Origin of the sequence: Paraburkholderia sp. BR10937, from assembly GCF_040965695.1 — a bacterium.
Taxonomy (GTDB): Bacteria; Pseudomonadota; Gammaproteobacteria; order Burkholderiales; family Burkholderiaceae; genus Paraburkholderia.
On sequence record NZ_JBFRCL010000001.1, the window covers coordinates 160,189 to 177,376 of the forward strand.

Below are 17,188 nucleotides of genomic sequence, written 5' to 3' on the forward strand. Positions count from 1 at the left end.
ACACGCGTAGCCAGTAAAAAAGCAGCGGAAATCCCGCTGCTTTTTTTATGCCTCGTTGTGCCGCTTTACGCCTCGCCGCGCGCCACCAGCCCATAGCGGCGGATCTTCTCGTACAGTGTGGCCTTCGCCATCTGCAGCCGCTCGGCGGCCTGGGCAACCGCACCGTTGCTCTGCTGCAGGGCGTCGGCGATCAGCGCGCGTTCGTACTGCTCCACGCGCTCCTTGAGCGGCAACGCGTCGTCCTCGCCGGCCGCCGCGCTGGCCGTCAGATCGTCCGGAATCCCGAGGACCCGGCGGTCCGCCGCATTGCGCAGCTCGCGCACGTTGCCGGGCCAGTCGCGCTGCGCGAGCCGCATGCGGTCGCGCTCGGTGAGCAGCGGCGCGGGACGCTGGTAGCGCACCGCCGCGTCGAGCAGGAAGTGTTCGAAGAGCGGCACGATGTCCTCGCGGCGCTCGGCCAGCGGCGGCAGCGCGATCGTCACGACGTTCAGCCGGTACAGCAGGTCGCGCCGGAAGGTCCCCGCCGCCACGTGCTCGCTCATGTCGCCCTTGGCCGCCGCGACCACGCGCAGGTCGGCGCGCACCGGCTGGTTCGAACCGAGGCGCTCCAGCACGCCGTCCTGCAGCACGCGCAGCAGCTTCACCTGCAGCGAGAGCGGCATGCTCTCGATCTCGTCGAGAAAGAGCGTGCCGCCGCTCGCGTGCTCGAGCTTGCCGATCCGGCGCTTGGCCGCGCCCGTGAACGCGCCCGCCTCGTAGCCGAACATCTCCGATTCGAACATCGGCTCGGGCAGCGCGCCGCAGTTCACGGCGACGAACGGTTTGTCGTGGCGCGGCGAAAGCTCATGCAGGCTACGCGCGATCAGCTCCTTGCCCGCGCCGGTGTCGCCGTTGATGATCACCGAGGCGTCCGTCGGCGCGACGTTCGCGATGAGCTTGCGCACCTGTTCGATCGCCGGGCTCTTGCCGATGATGCGCGGCGCGAGCGTGTCATGCCCCGCCAGTTCGCGGCGCAGCGCGAGATTTTCGAGTACGAGCATGCGCCGCTCCAGCGCGCGCCGCACTGTTTCGATGAGGCGCTCGGAGGCGAACGGCTTCTCGATGAAGTCGTAGGCGCCGTCGCGCATGGCCTGCACGGCCATCGAGATATCGCCATGGCCCGTCACGAGGATGATCGGCACCTCGGGCGCGCGCTCGTGGCATTGCGCGAGCAGATCGAGCCCGCTCATGCCCGGCAGGCGGATATCGCTCACCACGACGCCCGCGAAGTCGGCATCGACGAGCGGCAGCGCGCCTTCCGCGTTGGTGAAACCGGCGGCGTCGAAGCCCGCGAGCTGCAGGCTTTGTACGCCCGCGCGGCGCACGAGTTCGTCATCCTCTACGTAGAGCACCCGGCCGGGCGCGGTATTGACCATGCGTTCACCATGTTCGTTCGTCATCCTGATTCAAAAGCCAGCCTCACAACCCCGCGTCACAACCCGGCGGCACGCGCCGCGCTCGCGGCATCCGCGCGCGAGCGGCGCAACGTCAGCACGAAGCGTGCGCCGCCCTCCGGCACGTTGCTCGCCGTGAGCGAGCCGCCGCAGTCGCGTGCGATCGACGAGGAAATCGCGAGTCCGAGGCCAAGCCCCTGCCCTATTTCTTTCGTCGTGAAAAACGGCTCGAAGAGGCGCGGCAGCACATCGTCGGGGATGCCCGGCCCATTGTCGCTCACCGCGATGGCGAGCGTCGCGGCGCTCGCCTGCACGTCGATCGCGATGCGCGGCGACGGCCGGCCCGCCACGGCGTCGAGCGCATTGCCGAGCACGTTGATGAGCACCTGTTCGAGCCGCAGGTCGTCGCTCTGCGCGCTCAGGTCCGGGTACTCGGCGTCCACGTCGAGCGGCACGGTCGGTGCGCCGTCTTCCGTCAACGTGAGATCGATGCGCACGCCGTCGAGCCGCTTGCCGAGCAGCGCGAGCGAGTTGCGCAGCGCGCGGGCGACCGGTGCGCGCGCGCTCCTGGGCCGCGCACGTCCGACGAACAGCTTGAGCTGATTGACGATCTTGCCCATGCGCTCGGTGAGCGAGCCGATCGCCTCGAGGTTTTCGGTGGCGGCCGCGTACTGGCCGCGCTCCAGAAACACGCGCGTGTTGTCCGAGAAGCTGCGCAGCGCCGCTAGCGGCTGGTTCAGTTCGTGCGTGATGCCCGCCGCCATCTGGCCGAGTGCGGCGAGCTTGCTCGCCTGGATCAGCTCGTCCTGGGTCGCGCGCAGTTCCGCCTCGGCGCGCGTGCGCTCCGCCACCTCGCGCTGCAGGCGCTCGTTGGCCTGCGAGAGATCGGCGGTGCGCTCGGCCACGCGCTCGTTGAGCATCGCGTAGGCCTTTTGCAGCATCGCGCGGCTGCGCATCACTTCCCTCACGCGGGCGCGCCGCATGCGCCAGTAGAAACCGAACAGGCACAGCGAAACGTAGCCGAAGCCCGTCATGATGGTCGCGTTGCGCGAGGCTTCGAGCACGGGGTCGATCGACGACATGGTGACGAGATGCCAGTCGGGCTCGCCGAGCGAGCGGCGCGTTTCCAGGTAGCGCGGCGCGCGGATGCCCGCGCCCATGCGCACGATGTCGGCTCCGCCTTGCAACACGCGTTCGACGCTCGCCGGCAGCGGCGCGATCGGCTCGCTCGCATACTGGCGCGTGGCGTCGATCGAGGCCACCACGGCCGGCGGCAGCGGGCGCACCGTGCGGTACTTCCACGCGGGCACCGAGGAGAGAAAGATCACGCCGTGGTCGTCGGTGACGAGCAGAGGCTCCGAGGCATCGGTGCCCGGAAACCATTCGAGATTGAGCTTCACCACGGCCACGCCGACGATCTTGCCGTCGCGCCGCACGGGCTGCGACACGTAGTAGCCCGGATCGTGCGAGATCGTACCGATGCCGAAGAAGCGCCCCACGCGGCCGTTCATCGCGTCGATGAAATACGGCCGGAAGCGGTAATCCGCGCCCACGAAGCTATCGGGGTCGCGCCAGTTACTGGCCGCGATACTCATGCCGTCGGCGCGGATGATGTAGGTCGTCGTGGCGCGCGCGTGGCGGTTCACGTCTTCGAGATAGCGGTTGGCGGCGGCCACCCACTCGGGTCGCTGATCGACCAGCACGTCCTGCACGAGTGGATGCTCGCCGACGATATAAGGCAGCGAGTCGTAGCGCTCCAGCGTGCTCTTGAGCGAAGCCGCGGTGCGGTCGCCGCGCACGGCGGCGTTGCGGCGCAGCGCGTCGATGCCGGCCTGCCACGCGAGCGCCCACGTCAGCGCGCAGACCGCGACGAGGCCGGCTGCGAGCGCGAAGAGGATGATGAGGCGGCGCGTCACGTGAGCGGCTTCCAGACGGTCGGGGGGATGAGGGAGATTGTGGCACACGGCCGCGCCGGGGCGTCCGGGTCGGACAGCGCGCTTCGGGCCCACCCAGCCAGACTGCGGCCAGGTCAGACGGGAAAAACAAAAACGGACGGCGCTCGCGCAGGGGAAACGCTCGCGCCGCCCAGCGGCGATGGCCGCGAAACATCGAGAGAACAGACATCGGCGGGCGGCACGCCTCTCACGGCCTGCGCGCGCCCGCCCAGCGCGGCTTACGCGCCTGCGCTTTCCTTCATTTCTTCGACCTCGCCGGAGAGCACGGCGCGCAGCTTGTTGCGGTCGAGCTCCTTCTCCCATGCCGAGACCACGACCGTCGCGACGCCGTTGCCGACGATGTTGGTCAGCGCACGGCACTCGCTCATGAAGCGGTCGATGCCGAGGATCAGCACCATGCCCGAGAGCGGAATGGTCGGCACCACGGCGAGCGTAGCCGCCAGCGTGATGAAGCCCGCGCCGGTCACGCCGCTCGCGCCCTTCGAGGTGAGCATCGTCACCGCGAGCAGCGTGAGCTGCTGCGTCCACGTGAGGTCGGTGTTGGTCGCCTGGGCGATGAAGAGCACCGCCATCGTCATATAGATGTTGGTGCCGTCGAGGTTGAACGAGTAGCCGGTCGGCACGACGAGGCCCACGACCGAGCGCGAGCAGCCAAGGCGCTCGAGCTTCTGCATCAGTTGCGGCAGCGCCGATTCCGACGAGCTGGTGCCGAGCACGATCAGCAGCTCTTCCTTGATGTAGGAAACGAAGCGGATGATCGAGAAGCCCGTGAAGCGGGCGATCGCGCCGAGCACGACGAGCACGAACACGATCGACGTGAGGTAGAACGTGCCGATGAGCTTGAGCATCGGAATGAGCGAGCCCACGCCGTACTTGCCGATGGTGAACGCCATCGCGCCGAACGCGCCGATCGGTGCGAGCTTCGTGACGATCTTCACGACGCCGAACAGCACGCCCGAGATGCTGTCGATGAACTCTGTCACCACGCGGCCGCGCTCGCCCAGTTGCGTGAGCACGGCGCCGAACAGCAGCGCGATCAGCAGGATCTGCAGGATTTCGCCCTGCGCGAACGCCGAGGTGATCGTGTCCGGAATGATGTGCATCAGGAAGTCGACGCTGCTCTGGCCATGGGCCTTTTCGGCGAAGCTGGCCACGGCCTTGGCGTCGAGCGAATGGACGTCGACGTTGAAGCCCGCACCCGGCTTCAGCACGTGCGTGGCGATCAGGCCGAGCACGAGCGCGAAGGTCGAGACGATCTCGAAGTAGAGCAGCGCCTTGCCGCCCACGCGGCCCACCTTCTTCATGTCCTCCATGCCGGCGATGCCGGTCACGACGGTACAGAAGATGATCGGCCCGATCACCATCTTGATGAGCTTGATGAAGGCGTCGCCGAACGGCTTCATGTCGATGCCGATCGCAGGCCAGTAGTGGCCGAGAATCACGCCGATGACGATCGCCACGATCACCTGGACGTAGAGGACTTTGTGGAGAGGTTTCTTCACGATGGTTCCTGCAAATGAGTTAAGCCAATGGCCGAACGAAGCGAGTTCGGGCCGCGACAGGTCGAAACTGGGGATCAGCGAAACCGGAAGATGGGATCGGACATCGGCTGTCTCCTGTCGACGGGACTTGGCGCTTTAGCGCTTAGTCCCGTCCCATGCAATGCATAGATTTTTTTTGTCGCGGCCGGGGTGGCCGCGCGTTCTTAATTGCAAGGAGAATGCCAGCTAGCGCAATCGCGCATGCCATTGATTTATAAGGACTTTCATCCAGCGAACAAAGGCGCGAATCTGGTTTTCCAGAATCGCGCCCTATGAGCGTTCGGATTTCCAGAAAGACGGGGGCCGCCTTAGCCGCGTCCCTTCCACGGCACGATGCGCCGTTCGAGCGCACGCATGCCCAGATCGAAGCCCCAGGCAATCAGCCCGATCAGCACGATGCCCATCACCACGACGTCGGTGCGCAGGAAGCTCGACGCGTTGAGCACCAGCTGGCCCAGGCCCGCCGTGGCGGCGACCATCTCGGCGGCCACGAGCGTGGTCCAGCCAAAGCCGATGGCGATACGCAGGCCTGTGAGAATCTCCGGCAATGCGGCGGGCAGCACGACGAAGCGCACGATCTGCACGAGGCTGCCGCCCAGCGAAGCCGCCGCGCGGATCTGCTCGACGCTCGCGCTCTTCGCGCCGGCGCGCGCGGCCATGGCGATGGGCGCGAAACAGGCGAGCCAGATCACGACGATCTTGGCCGTCTCGTCGATGCCGAACCAGATCACCACGAGCGGCAGATAGGCGAGCGGCGGCAGCGGCCGGTAGAACTCGAGCGGCGGGTCGAGCAGGCCGCGCGCGATGCGCGACACGCCCATCAGAATGCCGACGGGCACGGCCGTCACCACCGCCAGCAGGAACGCGCCAAATACGCGCAGCGCGCTCCAGAACAGATGCTCGGAGAGCGGCAGGCCGCCCTGGATGCGCCCGTGCAGCGCATCGGTGAAAGCTTGCCAGACGGCTTCGGGTGTCGGCAGGAAGAGCGGCGGCAGCCAGTGCAGGTGCGTCGCCAGCCACCAGAGCAGCGCGAGCGCCGCCACCGACGCCGCGCTCAGCGCCGCCGTCGGGCCTTCGCCGGGCATGCGCCAGACTTTCGAGCGCGCCGGTTGCGCCTCGCGCGCGGCGGGTGCATCGACGTGGCGTGCCTTCAGCGCGACCTCTCTCAACGATTCGTGCGGCACGCTCATACCGGCTCCTCGTGTGCGTGTGCGTCCGCGTGCAGCAAACCCACCAGCCGCTCGCGCCACGCGATGAATTCCGGCGACGACTTTACGGCGCGCGCGTCACGCGTGGCGAGATACTGGCGCGCGAACGGCACCTCGTACTCGCGCTCGATGCGGCCCGGCCCCGGCGTCATCACGACGATGCGCGTCGCCAGAAAGAGCGCCTCCTCCACGCTGTGCGTGATGAAGAACACCGTCTTCTGCGTGCGCGCCCAGACGTCGAGCACGAGCGTCTGGACCTGCTCGCGCGTCATGGCGTCGAGGGCGCCCATCGGCTCGTCCATCAGCAGGATCTGCGGATCGCTCGCGAGCGCGCGCGCAATGCCCACACGCTGCTGCATGCCGCCCGAGAGCGCATACACGCGTTCGCGCGCCTGGGCTTCGAGGCCCACGAGGGCAAGCTGCTCGCGCGCGATGCACTCGCGCTGCGCCTTCGCCACGCGCCGAAAGCGCAAGCCGAGCGCGACGTTGTCGAGCACGTCGAGCCACGGCAGCAGCGCGTGCTTCTGGAACACCACGCCGCGCTCGGCGCCCGGCCCCTTCACGCGCGCGCCGTTCACGCGCACCTCGCCAAGCGCCGGCTCGATGAAGCCGGCGATGCAGTTGAGCAATGTGGTCTTGCCACAGCCCGAAGCGCCGAGCGCCACGACGAACTCGCCGCTCGCCACGTCGAGGTTCACGTTCGCGAGCGCGACGTTCGGCGCAGCGTCACGCCGCGCGCCTTCGTAGATGACGGTGAGATCGCGGATCGCGAGCGCGCTCATGCGTAGCTCCTTGCGTTCAGTGCGCAGCGGCGCGCTGCACGTATTGCGGATCGACGCCCACCGAGTAGTCGGGCAGCACGTTCTGGATCGTGCCCTGCTCCTTGAGGAAGGTCGCCGTGGCGAGCAGCGACTGCGCCGCGCCCGACTGCGCGCCACCGCCCAGCCAAACCTTCGAGGCCTGCTCGGCGGGCGTGGGGAACGCGTAGAGCGCGAGGCTCGCGGGCACTTCGGCGGCATTCGCGCCCGACTCCTTCGCCACCGCCAGCACCTGCGGCGAGGCCGCGTTCCATGCCGGGCGATGCGCGCTGTAATCGGCGTCGGCGGCAGCCAGCACCTTCACGAACTTCGCGACGAAATCGCCGTTGTCTTTGGCGAACTTGCGGTCGACCACGAAGCCGTCGAAGGTCGCCTTGCCCGTGGCCTTCGCCACCTGGCCCGAAGTCACCAGCACCTTGCCGTTCTTCTTCACCTGCGCGAGCACGGGGTCCCAGATGTAGGTCGCGTCGATGTTGCCGCGCTGCCAGGCGGCCGCGACCTCGGGCGGACGCAGGTTGACGATCTTCACGTCGGCGGGATTCACGCCCGCGTTCTGCAGCGCGACGAGCGCGTGAAAGTGCGAGGTCGAGACATACGGCACGCCGATCGTCTTGCCCTTCAGGCCCGCGATGCTCGTCACGCCCGAACCGTCGCGTGCGACGAGCGCTTCGGCGTCGTTGATGTTGTCGAGAATCCAGAACAGCGAGAGATCCACGCCCTGCGAGAGGCCCGCCGCGATCGGGCTCGAACCGGCCTCGCCGAGCTGCACCGAGCCCGAGGCGAGCGCGCGGATCACATCGGCACCGCTCGCGAGCTTGCGGTAGGTGACCTTGTAGCCCGTTTCCTTCTCGACTTCGCCCGTTGCCTGCGCGTAGCGCCACGGCACCACCATGTCCTGATACGCGATCACGACCTCGCGCGTTTCGGCGTGCGCGCGCGGCGCGCCGATCGCGCTGGCGAGGCAGGCGGCGGCGAATGCGACGGCGGCGATGTGCGGGCGGCGTGCGAATGCAGGGAGAGCGCGAGGGTTCATCGGGAGACTCCGGCGGAACGACGTTCGAGTGAATGAAGGTTCCGACTATAGGGAGTCTGGCGGCGGCCGGTTCTAACTTATCCGCGTTAGCTAATGACGCTGCTGGAGCATTGCTTTTCGCGTTGAGGTGGATGGTGCGGGAATCGATGCGTGCATCGCGCTGTTCGAGCGCAGCGTGAAGCAAGAAAGCAAAAAGCCCGCTTTTCAGCGGGCCTTTCGACTGCGTGCTGGCGCGAAGCGGGGGTTGTTTACACCACCCCTGCCCCATGCGCCTGCAGATCGGCGTGATAGCTCGAACGCACCATCGCGCCAACGGCTGCGTGCGTGAAGCCCATCTTGTACGCCTCTTGCTCGTACATCTTGAAGGTGTCGGGATGCACGTACGAACGCACCGGCAGGTGGTGCTCCGAGGGCTGCAGGTACTGGCCGATCGTCAGCATGTCGACGTCGTGCGCGCGCAGGTCGCGCATCACCTGCAAAATTTCCTCTTCGGTTTCGCCGAGACCCACCATCAGGCCCGACTTCGTCGCGACGTCGGGATGCAGCGCCTTGAAGTCCTTGAGCAGCTTGAGCGAGTGCGCGTAGTCCGAACCCGGGCGCGCTTCCTTGTAGAGGCGCGGCACCGTTTCGAGGTTGTGGTTCATCACGTCCGGCGGCGCGGCGTTGAGGATCTGCAGCGCGCGGTCGAGACGGCCGCGGAAGTCCGGCGTGAGAATCTCGATGCGCGTTTCGGGCGACTGCTCGCGCACCTGGCGGATGCATTCCACGAAGTGGCCGGCGCCGCCGTCACGCAGGTCGTCGCGGTCCACGCTCGTGATCACGACGTACTTGAGCTTGAGCGCGCCGATGGTGCGCGCGAGGTTGGCCGGTTCGTCCGGATCGAGCGGATCGGGGCGGCCGTGGCCCACGTCGCAGAACGGGCAGCGGCGCGTGCACTTGTCGCCCATGATCATGAACGTCGCGGTGCCCTTGCCGAAGCACTCGCCGATGTTCGGGCAGCTCGCTTCCTCGCACACCGTGTGCAGGTTGTGCTCGCGCAGGATGTTCTTGATTTCGTAGAAGCGCGAGTTGCCCGTGGCCGCCTTCACGCGGATCCACTCGGGCTTCTTGAGCTTCTCGATGGGGATGACCTTGATCGGAATGCGCGAGGTCTTGGCCTGCGCCTTCTGTTTTGCGGTGGCGTCGTAGGCACCGGCGTCGGCGCTCGTGCCAGCGGAGTTTGCGGCGGGGTTCGCGGTTACGTCAGTCATGCTTTCGATCCAGTCAGGCCGCCGGTGCGACGTCAGCCTGCGGTTGCGGCGGTTGCCCGCCTGATATGGCCGCTTCGGCCGGGTCCATCGCGGCCGCGTAAGCGGCCGCTTCCTTTTCAGCCGCCTGTGCAGCCGGGTTCATCCCGGCCGCTTCGGCTGAAGGGTCTGTGGCAGCCGCTTCGGCTACCGTCGGAAGTATTGCTGCGTGCGCCGAGAGATTCGCGTCGAGCCGGGCCGCCAGCGTGCCGGCTACATCGCGCCAGTCCGCCTGAACGCCGAGCGTCGCCATGTCGACGGTTTCGAGACCTGCGTATCCACACGGATTGATCGCGAGAAATGGGCTCAGATCCATCGACACGTTCAGGCTCACGCCGTGATAGCTGCAGCCGTTGCGGATCTTCAGGCCGAGCGCGGCGACCTTGGCGCCCACATGCAAAGCGCTCGCGCCGCTGGCGCCTTCTGGCACGTAAATGCCCGGCGCGCCGGCCTTGCGCTCGCCCGCGAGATTATACGCCGCCAGTGTTTCGATCACGGCGTCTTCGATGAGCGTGACGAGCTCGCGCACCATCAGCTTGCGGCGCCGAAGATCGAGCAGCAGGTAGGCCACCACCTGCCCCGGCCCGTGATACGTGATCTGCCCGCCGCGATCGATCTGTACGAGCGGGATGCCGCTGTTCGCCACCAGCAGATGCTCGGGCTTACCGGCCTGGCCGAGCGTGAACACGGGAGGATGCTCGACGAGCCAGATTTCGTCAGGCGTGTGGGCGTCACGGGCGGCCGTGAACTCGCGCATGGCGTCGAAGCTTGCTTGATAAGCCTCGTTGCCGCGCCAGCGCACGACGATGGGCGAACTTGCCGTTTGGGACGCGACCGCGGCTGCGCCGGGGTCGGATGGAGTTTGCGAGGGTGAAACCGGGGTGGCGCACATGATTTCGGCAGTTTACCGAATTCGGGACAAGCGCGCCGGGCATGCTGCGGATAACGACGGCGATGGGTGGCATTCCCATCGTCGCCGCTTTTGAGCTGCCAGGCGTCAGGTCAAACCGTGCGCCAGCCGTCGCCGATATGAACACCTGCGCGCTGTGCGGCGCGCGCGGCCAGGTCGACCACGCGCTCACTCAGGCGCGCCGGCGCCGCGAATCCCACCCACGCGGGTGCACCGCCTTCCGCGCCGATCCACAGGCGCTCGCCGCGCCGCAGCCGCAGCGTGTGGCCGGGTTCGAGCCAGTAGTCGGCGGTGTCGTCGCTGCGCGTGACCCAGACGGTGCCACACTTGACGGTCAGCCGCGTGCTGCGCGTGACGCGCACCGAGGCCGTTTGGTCGGCCGCCACTTCAAACGTGATATCCGAAGAAATTTCTCTCATTTTCGACTCCGAATGACCTGCTCCGATAGCTACAATCGTAGACACCATAAGGGATCGAGCAAAACGATCAATTTTCACGCCTATGTGAGAAAAAATACGATATGGATCTGCGCCAGCTACCCGCGCTGAATGCGCTCAAGGCCTTCGAAGCCGCCGCCCGCCACGAAAGCTTCTCGCGCGCCGCCGACGAACTCTTCGTCACGCACGGCGCCGTGAGCCACCAGATCCGCGCGCTCGAAGCGGAGCTGGGCGTGGCGCTCTTCGCCCGCGACGGCAAACGCGTGCGCGTGACCGACACCGGCCGCCGCTATGCCGGCCAGGTGCGCGACGCGCTCAGCCAGCTCGCGCACGCCACCCAGGAAATCCGCGCCGGCGACCGCGACCGGCGGCTCGTCGTTTCGATGCTGTCGTCGTTCGCGGCGCGCTGGGTCACGCCGCGCATCGGCCGCTTCATCGAGGCGCATCCGCAGTGGGACGTCGAGCTGCAATCGACGAATTCGCTCACCGACTTCGCGCGCGACGACGTCGATGTCGCCATCCGCTTCGGCTACGGGCACTATCCGGGGCTGCACGCCGAGCTGCTGCTCGACGAGATCTTCTTTCCCGCCTGCTCGCCCGATTTCAACGGCGGCAACCTGCCCACCGACCCGCGCGAACTAGCGAAGCTGCCGCTGCTGCGCTCGGACGACGAACTCTGGCGGCCGTGGTTCGACGCTGCGGGCCTGCAGGACCTGCCCGAACCGAAGCGCGGCGTGCTCTACCAGGATTCGTCGAACCTTTTGCAGGCGGCCATGGACGGCCAGGGCATCGCGCTCGTGCGCCGCTCGCTCGCCATGCACGAGATCACGCTCGGGCGCCTCGTGCGCCTTTTCAAGGACATCGACGGCCCGAGCCCGTGGCGCTACTACTTCATCTGCCCGCCGCAACGCATGCAGACCGAGCGCGTGCAGGCGTTCCGCGACTGGGTGTTCGACGAGGTCGCGCGCTTTCGGCGGCTCTACGAGGACGCGTGCGAAGCCGGCCCGCTGATGACGGCCGCCGCCGCGGCGCAACGCGCGCGCGTGGGCGACATGCCTTGATGATCCACTGGGCGCCGGATGCAAAAAGGGCCGCAGATTGCGGCCCTTTTCGTTCGAACGTCTTCTGCCCGCTTAGAGCACGATCTTCACCATCGGATGCCCGGTGAGGGCGCGATAGATGTCGTCGAGATGCGCCTGGCTCGTGGCGCGCACCGTCACGGTGAGGCCCGTGTAGTTGCCGCCGCTCGACGGACGAGTCTCGATGGTCGTGGCGTCGAAGCCGCCGTCGAATTCGCGCAGCACCGTCACGATGGTGTCCTGGAATTCCGGATGCGTCTTGCCCATCACCTTGATCGGGAAGTCGCAGGGGAAATCGATCAGCGATTCTTTCGCTGCGGGGTGGTTTGCCTGTTGTGTCACGTTCATTTCTCCACTTCCTGTAGCTCGGCGGCCGCTGCGCGCCACGTCTGCGCCTCGCGCTGCTTCGCGCGCTGGTACGCCGCGTGAAGCGCCGCGTAGACCGGGCCCGGCTTGCCGCCGCCTACCGGCTTGCCGTCGAGCGCGACGACCGCCAGCACTTCCTTGGTTGCCGAGGTCACGAGTATCTCGTCCGCCTCGCGCAGCTCGGCTTCGGCGATCTCGCGCGCTTCGAAGCGCACGCCGCATTCCCCGGCCAGCTCCTCGATCAGGCCGTAGCGAATGCCTTCGAGAATGCGGTTGCTGCGCGGCGGCGCAAAGAGCGCGCCGCCCTTCACGACCCACACGTTCGACGACGACGCTTCGGTGAGCCAGCCGTCGCGCAGCTGGATCGTTTCGAACGCGTCGTTTTCCGCCGCGTGCTGCGCCATCAGCACGTTGCCGAGCAGCGAGGTCGACTTGATGTCGCAATTCAGCCAGCGCTTGTCTTCGGCGGTCACACAGCGCACGCCGTGCTCGCGCTGTGCAGCGCCCGGCAGCTTGAGCGGATTGACCATTGCGAACACGGTGGGCGTGGCCGCCGCCGGGAAGGCGTGGCCGCGCGGCGCCACGCCGCGCGTCACCTGCACGTAGAAGTTGGCGTGCGCATCGCGCGCGAGCGCGCCCGCCGCTTCGTTCGCCTCGATCAGACGCGCGACGAGTGCGCGCCAGCCCGCTTCGTCGAACGGGTTCGCAATGCCGACCTTCTCGAGCGAGCGCTTCAGACGCGCCAGATGCTGCGCGATGCGAAACGGCACGCGCACCGTGCCTTCATCATCGGCGAGCGCATAGACGGGCACGACTTCGTAGATGCCGTCGCCGAAGATAAAGCCGCGATCGAGCACGGGAATGCGTGCTTCGGCAAGCGGCGTGATCTCGCCGTTGAGCCAGACGAGCGGCTCGCTCGCCTGGGTCGCTGAAGCAGACGTCATGACTTCTTCTTGTTGACCATGAGCATGAGCGAATCCCACACGCGGCCGACGACACCGGCCTGCGGCACGGCTTCGAGCGCGACGAGCGGAACCTGCGCGAGCACCTTGCCGTCCGCGCCCACGAACCTCGCGGAGCCGACCTGCTGGCCGACCGCGAGCGGCGCGATCAGCGGGCCGCTGAGTTCGACCTGCGGCTTGGCCTTGTCGGCGGCGCCCTTGGGCAGCGTGACGAACTGATCCTTCTGCACGCCGACCTTCACCGCGTCGAGCGTGCCCTTGTAGACGCGCGGCGTCGCCACGGCCTGGTTCGCCTGATAGATGCGCGTGGTGTCGTACGCGCTATAGCCGTAGTTCAGCATCTTCAGGCTGTCCTGCACGCGGTCGTGTTCCTTCGGCTCGCCCATCATCACCGAAACGAGACGACGGGAGGCGCCGCCCGCGATCGGACGCTTGGCCGATGCGATCAGGCAGTAACCCGCAGCTTCGGTGTGGCCGGTCTTCAGACCATCGACGGTCGGGTCGATCCACAGCAGGCGGTTGCGGTTCGGCTGCTTGATGTTGTTGTACTTGAATTCCTTGACCGAGAAGATTTCGTAGTACTCGGGATAGTCGCGGATCAGGCGCGCGGAGAGCCTGGCGAGGTCGCCGGCCGTCGTGTAGTGATTCGGGTCGGGCATGCCGTTCACGTCGGCGAAATGCGTGTGCGTCATGCCGAGCTTTTGCGCCTCGGCGTTCATCATGTTGGTGAAGTTCGCCTCGCTGCCGCCCACGAGTTCGGCGAGCGCGATGGCCGCGTCGTTGCCCGACTGCACGATCATGCCGTACACGAGGTCATGCACCGAGACCGGCTTGCTCGCTTCGATGAACATGCGCGACTCGTCGTTCTTCACGCGGCGCACGGCTTCGCTCGGCTCGATGATCTGGTCCATCGAGATCTTCTTCGTCTGCAGCGCCTCGAACACGAGGTACGCGGTCATGAGCTTCGTGAGCGATGCGGGCTCGACGCGCTCATCGGCGTTGCCGGAGGCGAGCACCTGGTTCGCCGTTGCATCGACGAGCACCCACGAGCGCGCGTTCACCGCGGGCGGCGGCAGGCCGCCAAGCACCTGGTCTGCGGCCGCGCCGGCAGACACCTGCGCCTGCGGCTGTGCCTGCACTTTCGCACCGGCGGGTGCGGGCGTGCGGGCAAACGCGCTCGCGCTCACGAGGAGCGTGGCGGGCAGCAGCGCGGCGAGCGTGGCATTGCGGACGACGGAGGAAGGAACGAAAGAAGACGGTTGGCCGGAGGAGAGAAAACGCATAGGTTCAGGTCGGGCTGAATTGGGACGGGATGAACGTAGCGCGCCATGCGGCGCACGGTCGGTGAAAGCCGGAATGCGGGTGCCGGGCATGCGCCGGTCGCGGCGCGGCAAGCACAAAATTGGCGAACATTATACGCGTCGCGTCGTGGCGAATTTTCGCTAAGTCACACGTTTGCGCATACCTGTCGTGCATTTTTCACGCATTTCGCCGGGCATACGCGGGGTGACGAACGGCTTGCATCGGGCCCCGAAACAGCGGAGCCGACTGCGGGGCCGACTGCGGGGCCAACCGCGGGCCGACGCTTCAGCGCCACGCTTCGACGATGATGCGCTTGAGGATATGCAATTTGCGGTGCAGGAAATGTTCTGCCCCCGGAATCACGACGATCGGCAATTCCTGCGGGCGCGCCCATTCGTACACCGAGAGAATCGGCACGGTGTCGTCGAGTTCGCCGTGGATCACGAGCGTGTCGTCGCGCACGGGCGCGACTTCCCAGCGGCTCGCGGCCGTGCCGACGAACACCATGCGCTCGATCGCGCCGCCCGCTTCGAGATAGCGCTTCGCGACGTGCGAGAGCACGAAGGTGCCGAACGAAAAGCCCGCGAGCACGAGCGGCACGTCGGCCTGGCCCGGTTGCGCGCGCATGTAGGCAATGAGTGCGAGCAGGTCGTCCTGTTCGCCGATGCCGTTGTCGTGCGTGCCCGCCGTTTCACCCACGCCGCGAAAGTTCGAGCGGTAGGTCGTGTAGCCGAGCTGCACCAGCGTGCGCGCGAGCGTTTGCGCAACCTTGTTGTCCATCGTGCCGCCAAAGAGCGGATGCGGATGCGCGACGAGCGCAATGCCGCGCGGCGTCGTGCCGGCGTCGGGCACGTCGAGCGCGCATTCGATCTTGCCGACGGGACCGTCGATCTGGAATTTTTGTGTCTGGGCGTTCATCGTGCGGCAGTCCTTACGGGTACTGTTGGGCCGTGCATTGGGGCAATCAGCGATCGATCTTCAGGCGCTCGACCACCTGGCCGTTCTGCAGATGCGAAACGACGATTTCGTCGATGTCGCTCTCGTCGATATACGTGTACCACGTGCCTTCCGGATACACGACGACGGCCGGGCCCTCCTCGCAGCGGTCGAGACAGCCCGCCTTGTTGATGCGCACCTGGCCCGGGCCCGCGAGGCCCAGCTGCTTCACGCGCTTCTTCGCGTATTCCTGCATGGCCTGTGCGTTGCAATTCGCGCAGCTCGGACGGTCCGCGCCGGGGTCGCGCTGGTTCAGGCAGAAAAAGACGTGGTACTTGTAGAACGAATCGGTCATGGCGTGAGGCACCGGTGAGTGTCGTGCAAGGAGCGCAGGCTTGCCGAAAGCGTGTGGCCCGCCTTGGCGGCAATAGATTGCGTGGCGCGCGAGCGTCGCTGCGCGGCGATCCGGTCGATTATAACGAGCGCGGCGTGAACGCTCAGGCCAGCGCCGCGCGCCCTCACCGGTCCTGGCGAGCGCGCTTCGCGGCGCGGCGCGCGCGCCGCACGAGCCACGCGCGTTCGAGCGAGAACGCCGTCCACGCGAGCGCGGCCCAGGGCCACGTCCAGGCGAGCCAGCGCGCGAGGCCGTTGAAGTGCAGGTAGCGGCCCTGCCGCCAGTCCGCGAGCACGACGTCGAAGTACGGGTTCACGGGCAGCACGTTCACGAACACGAGGGCCACCGCGAGCGCGAGCGTCGCCGCCGCGGCGCGCACGGCGCGCGGCAGGCGCAAGGCGAGCAACGCGAGCAGCGTGCCCCACACGAGGCCGGCGAGCGCCCCCGGCGTCGCCCAGTCGAAGATCAGCCCGCTTTGCGACTGCAGAAAGGTCGCGCCTACCTTGACGACGAGCGTCACCACGATCAGCGCGATGACGAGCCGCGCGCGCGGCGCCCGCGAGCGCATGGGGAGCGTCGCGAACGCCGCCGCGCCGAACAGGTTCAGCGTCGTGACGATCGCCTCCCAGCCGCTATCGGGCAGGCGCGCGGCGAGCATGTCGGGCAGCGAGCGCAGATGCCAGGCGGCGGGCGTCCAGGCGAGCACCGCGTCCTGCATCGAGCCGTCGAGACGCTGCCAGAGCGCGCGCGCCCACTCGCCGAGGCCGAAGAGGCGCGGCGTGGGGTACATCGTCGCGAACGGCCAAAGCCCCGCGAGCACCATCAGCACGGCCGCGTCGCGCTCGAACCAGCGAAAGCGCAGGCGGCGCAGGAAGCCGCGCTCGAGCAGCGCGCCGGTGGCGGGCGCCGCCACGAGCGCGCCGAGCAAGGCACCGAGCGCATTCGAGGCGAGATCGAGGTTGGACGCGACGCGCGTAGGCAGCCAGGTCTGCACGGCTTCCATGACGCCCGAGAGCAGCGTGCCCGCGATGGCGGCGAGCAGCACCGCGAGCCAGCCGCGCCAGCGCGGCCACGCGGCGAGCACGACGAGCGCGCCGAACGGCATGTAGCCGAGCACGTTGGTGACGATGTCGAACACCGTCCAGTAGCGCGGCCACGGATCGCCGAGATAGGCGAAGGGACTGAGGCCGAGCGAGCGCCAGCCGGTGAACGGATACCACGAGCCGTAGACGATCAGCGCCGTGTAGAGCGCGAGCGCCTGGCGCGAGAGCGTCGAGGCCTGGCGCGGCAGCGACTCGCGCGCAGCGGCTGGCGCTGACGATGACGCTGATGACGCGGGCGCGGGCGTGTCGCTGCTGGCGATCGCACCGCGTTCGTCGCCAGCGCCCTGGCCACTGCTTTGGCCACCGCTTTGACCACCCTCGTCGCCGTCCATCCCGCGCCGCCCGCCGTGCGGGGCGCGCAGCCGGAGCCGTCCCGCTTCGATCATGCCGCTATCCCGCCCTTGCCCCCAATGTCACGCCGCGCA

16 protein-coding genes are annotated in these 17,188 nt (G+C 67.5%); 1 reads left to right on the forward strand and 15 read right to left on the reverse strand.

Annotated elements, in window-relative coordinates; translation table 11 throughout:
* Positions 1-65: 65 nt before the first annotated feature.
* From AB4Y44_RS00750 to AB4Y44_RS00790, 9 genes are all read right to left on the reverse strand, one after another.
* Positions 66-1,415: a sigma-54-dependent transcriptional regulator gene (locus AB4Y44_RS00750; RefSeq protein ID WP_368698548.1), complete on the reverse strand. Its 1,350-nt coding sequence runs from the start codon at positions 1,413-1,415 to the stop codon at positions 66-68.
* Positions 1,416-1,471: 56 nt separating this feature from the next.
* Entirely contained in the window at positions 1,472-3,397 is a 1,926-nt protein-coding gene (locus AB4Y44_RS00755; protein WP_368698436.1) for an ATP-binding protein, read from the reverse strand.
* Between the two features lie 209 nt (positions 3,398-3,606).
* A complete protein-coding gene (locus AB4Y44_RS00760; protein ID WP_165979442.1) occupies positions 3,607-4,893 on the reverse strand; it encodes a dicarboxylate/amino acid:cation symporter in 1,287 nt (428 codons plus the stop codon).
* A gap of 344 nt (positions 4,894-5,237) precedes the next feature.
* Complete coding sequence (locus AB4Y44_RS00765; protein WP_368698437.1) at positions 5,238-6,119, reverse strand: ABC transporter permease subunit; 882 nt, start codon at positions 6,117-6,119, stop codon at positions 5,238-5,240.
* A complete protein-coding gene (locus tag AB4Y44_RS00770; protein WP_368698438.1) occupies positions 6,116-6,919 on the reverse strand; it encodes a taurine ABC transporter ATP-binding protein in 804 nt (267 codons plus the stop codon). The genes AB4Y44_RS00765 and AB4Y44_RS00770 overlap by 4 nt, the downstream gene beginning before the upstream one ends.
* A 16-nt stretch (positions 6,920-6,935) precedes the next feature.
* Positions 6,936-7,988, reverse strand: a complete 1,053-nt coding sequence (tauA, locus tag AB4Y44_RS00775; RefSeq protein ID WP_342919497.1) for a taurine ABC transporter substrate-binding protein — start codon at positions 7,986-7,988, stop codon at positions 6,936-6,938.
* A gap of 248 nt (positions 7,989-8,236) precedes the next feature.
* A complete protein-coding gene (lipA, locus tag AB4Y44_RS00780) occupies positions 8,237-9,238 on the reverse strand; it encodes a lipoyl synthase (RefSeq protein WP_368698439.1) in 1,002 nt (333 codons plus the stop codon).
* A 13-nt stretch (positions 9,239-9,251) separates the two neighbouring features.
* Entirely contained in the window at positions 9,252-10,166 is a 915-nt protein-coding gene (gene lipB, locus AB4Y44_RS00785; RefSeq protein WP_368698440.1) for a lipoyl(octanoyl) transferase LipB, read from the reverse strand.
* Positions 10,167-10,276: 110 nt separating this feature from the next.
* Positions 10,277-10,603 (reverse strand): DUF2917 domain-containing protein, encoded by a 327-nt coding sequence (locus AB4Y44_RS00790; RefSeq protein WP_028201793.1) that lies wholly within the window; start codon positions 10,601-10,603, stop codon positions 10,277-10,279.
* A gap of 101 nt (positions 10,604-10,704) precedes the next feature.
* Between AB4Y44_RS00790 and AB4Y44_RS00795 the strand changes: the two genes are divergently transcribed.
* On the forward strand, positions 10,705-11,682 hold the full coding sequence (locus tag AB4Y44_RS00795) for a transcriptional regulator GcvA (RefSeq protein ID WP_342919500.1): 978 nt from the start codon (positions 10,705-10,707) through the stop codon (positions 11,680-11,682).
* 72 nt (positions 11,683-11,754) lie between these two features.
* On the opposite strand, the gene AB4Y44_RS00800 is transcribed toward AB4Y44_RS00795, so the two are convergent.
* The 6 genes from AB4Y44_RS00800 to AB4Y44_RS00825 all read right to left on the reverse strand — a co-directional run bounded on the left by AB4Y44_RS00800 (position 11,755) and on the right by AB4Y44_RS00825 (position 17,149).
* Positions 11,755-12,048, reverse strand: a complete 294-nt coding sequence (locus tag AB4Y44_RS00800; RefSeq protein WP_342919501.1) for a DUF493 family protein — start codon at positions 12,046-12,048, stop codon at positions 11,755-11,757.
* On the reverse strand, positions 12,045-13,010 hold the full coding sequence (locus AB4Y44_RS00805) for a D-amino acid aminotransferase (RefSeq protein ID WP_342919502.1): 966 nt from the start codon (positions 13,008-13,010) through the stop codon (positions 12,045-12,047). Before AB4Y44_RS00805 ends, AB4Y44_RS00800 begins: the two co-directional genes overlap by 4 nt.
* Entirely contained in the window at positions 13,007-14,311 is a 1,305-nt protein-coding gene (locus AB4Y44_RS00810) for a D-alanyl-D-alanine carboxypeptidase family protein (RefSeq protein ID WP_368698441.1), read from the reverse strand. Before AB4Y44_RS00810 ends, AB4Y44_RS00805 begins: the two co-directional genes overlap by 4 nt.
* 304 nt (positions 14,312-14,615) lie before the next feature.
* On the reverse strand, positions 14,616-15,248 hold the full coding sequence (locus AB4Y44_RS00815; protein ID WP_368692520.1) for an alpha/beta hydrolase: 633 nt from the start codon (positions 15,246-15,248) through the stop codon (positions 14,616-14,618).
* Positions 15,249-15,294: 46 nt separating this feature from the next.
* On the reverse strand, positions 15,295-15,621 hold the full coding sequence (locus AB4Y44_RS00820) for a ferredoxin (RefSeq protein ID WP_069265095.1): 327 nt from the start codon (positions 15,619-15,621) through the stop codon (positions 15,295-15,297).
* Between the two features lie 163 nt (positions 15,622-15,784).
* A complete protein-coding gene (locus AB4Y44_RS00825; RefSeq protein ID WP_368698442.1) occupies positions 15,785-17,149 on the reverse strand; it encodes a VanZ family protein in 1,365 nt (454 codons plus the stop codon).
* Positions 17,150-17,188: the final 39 nt, after the last annotated feature.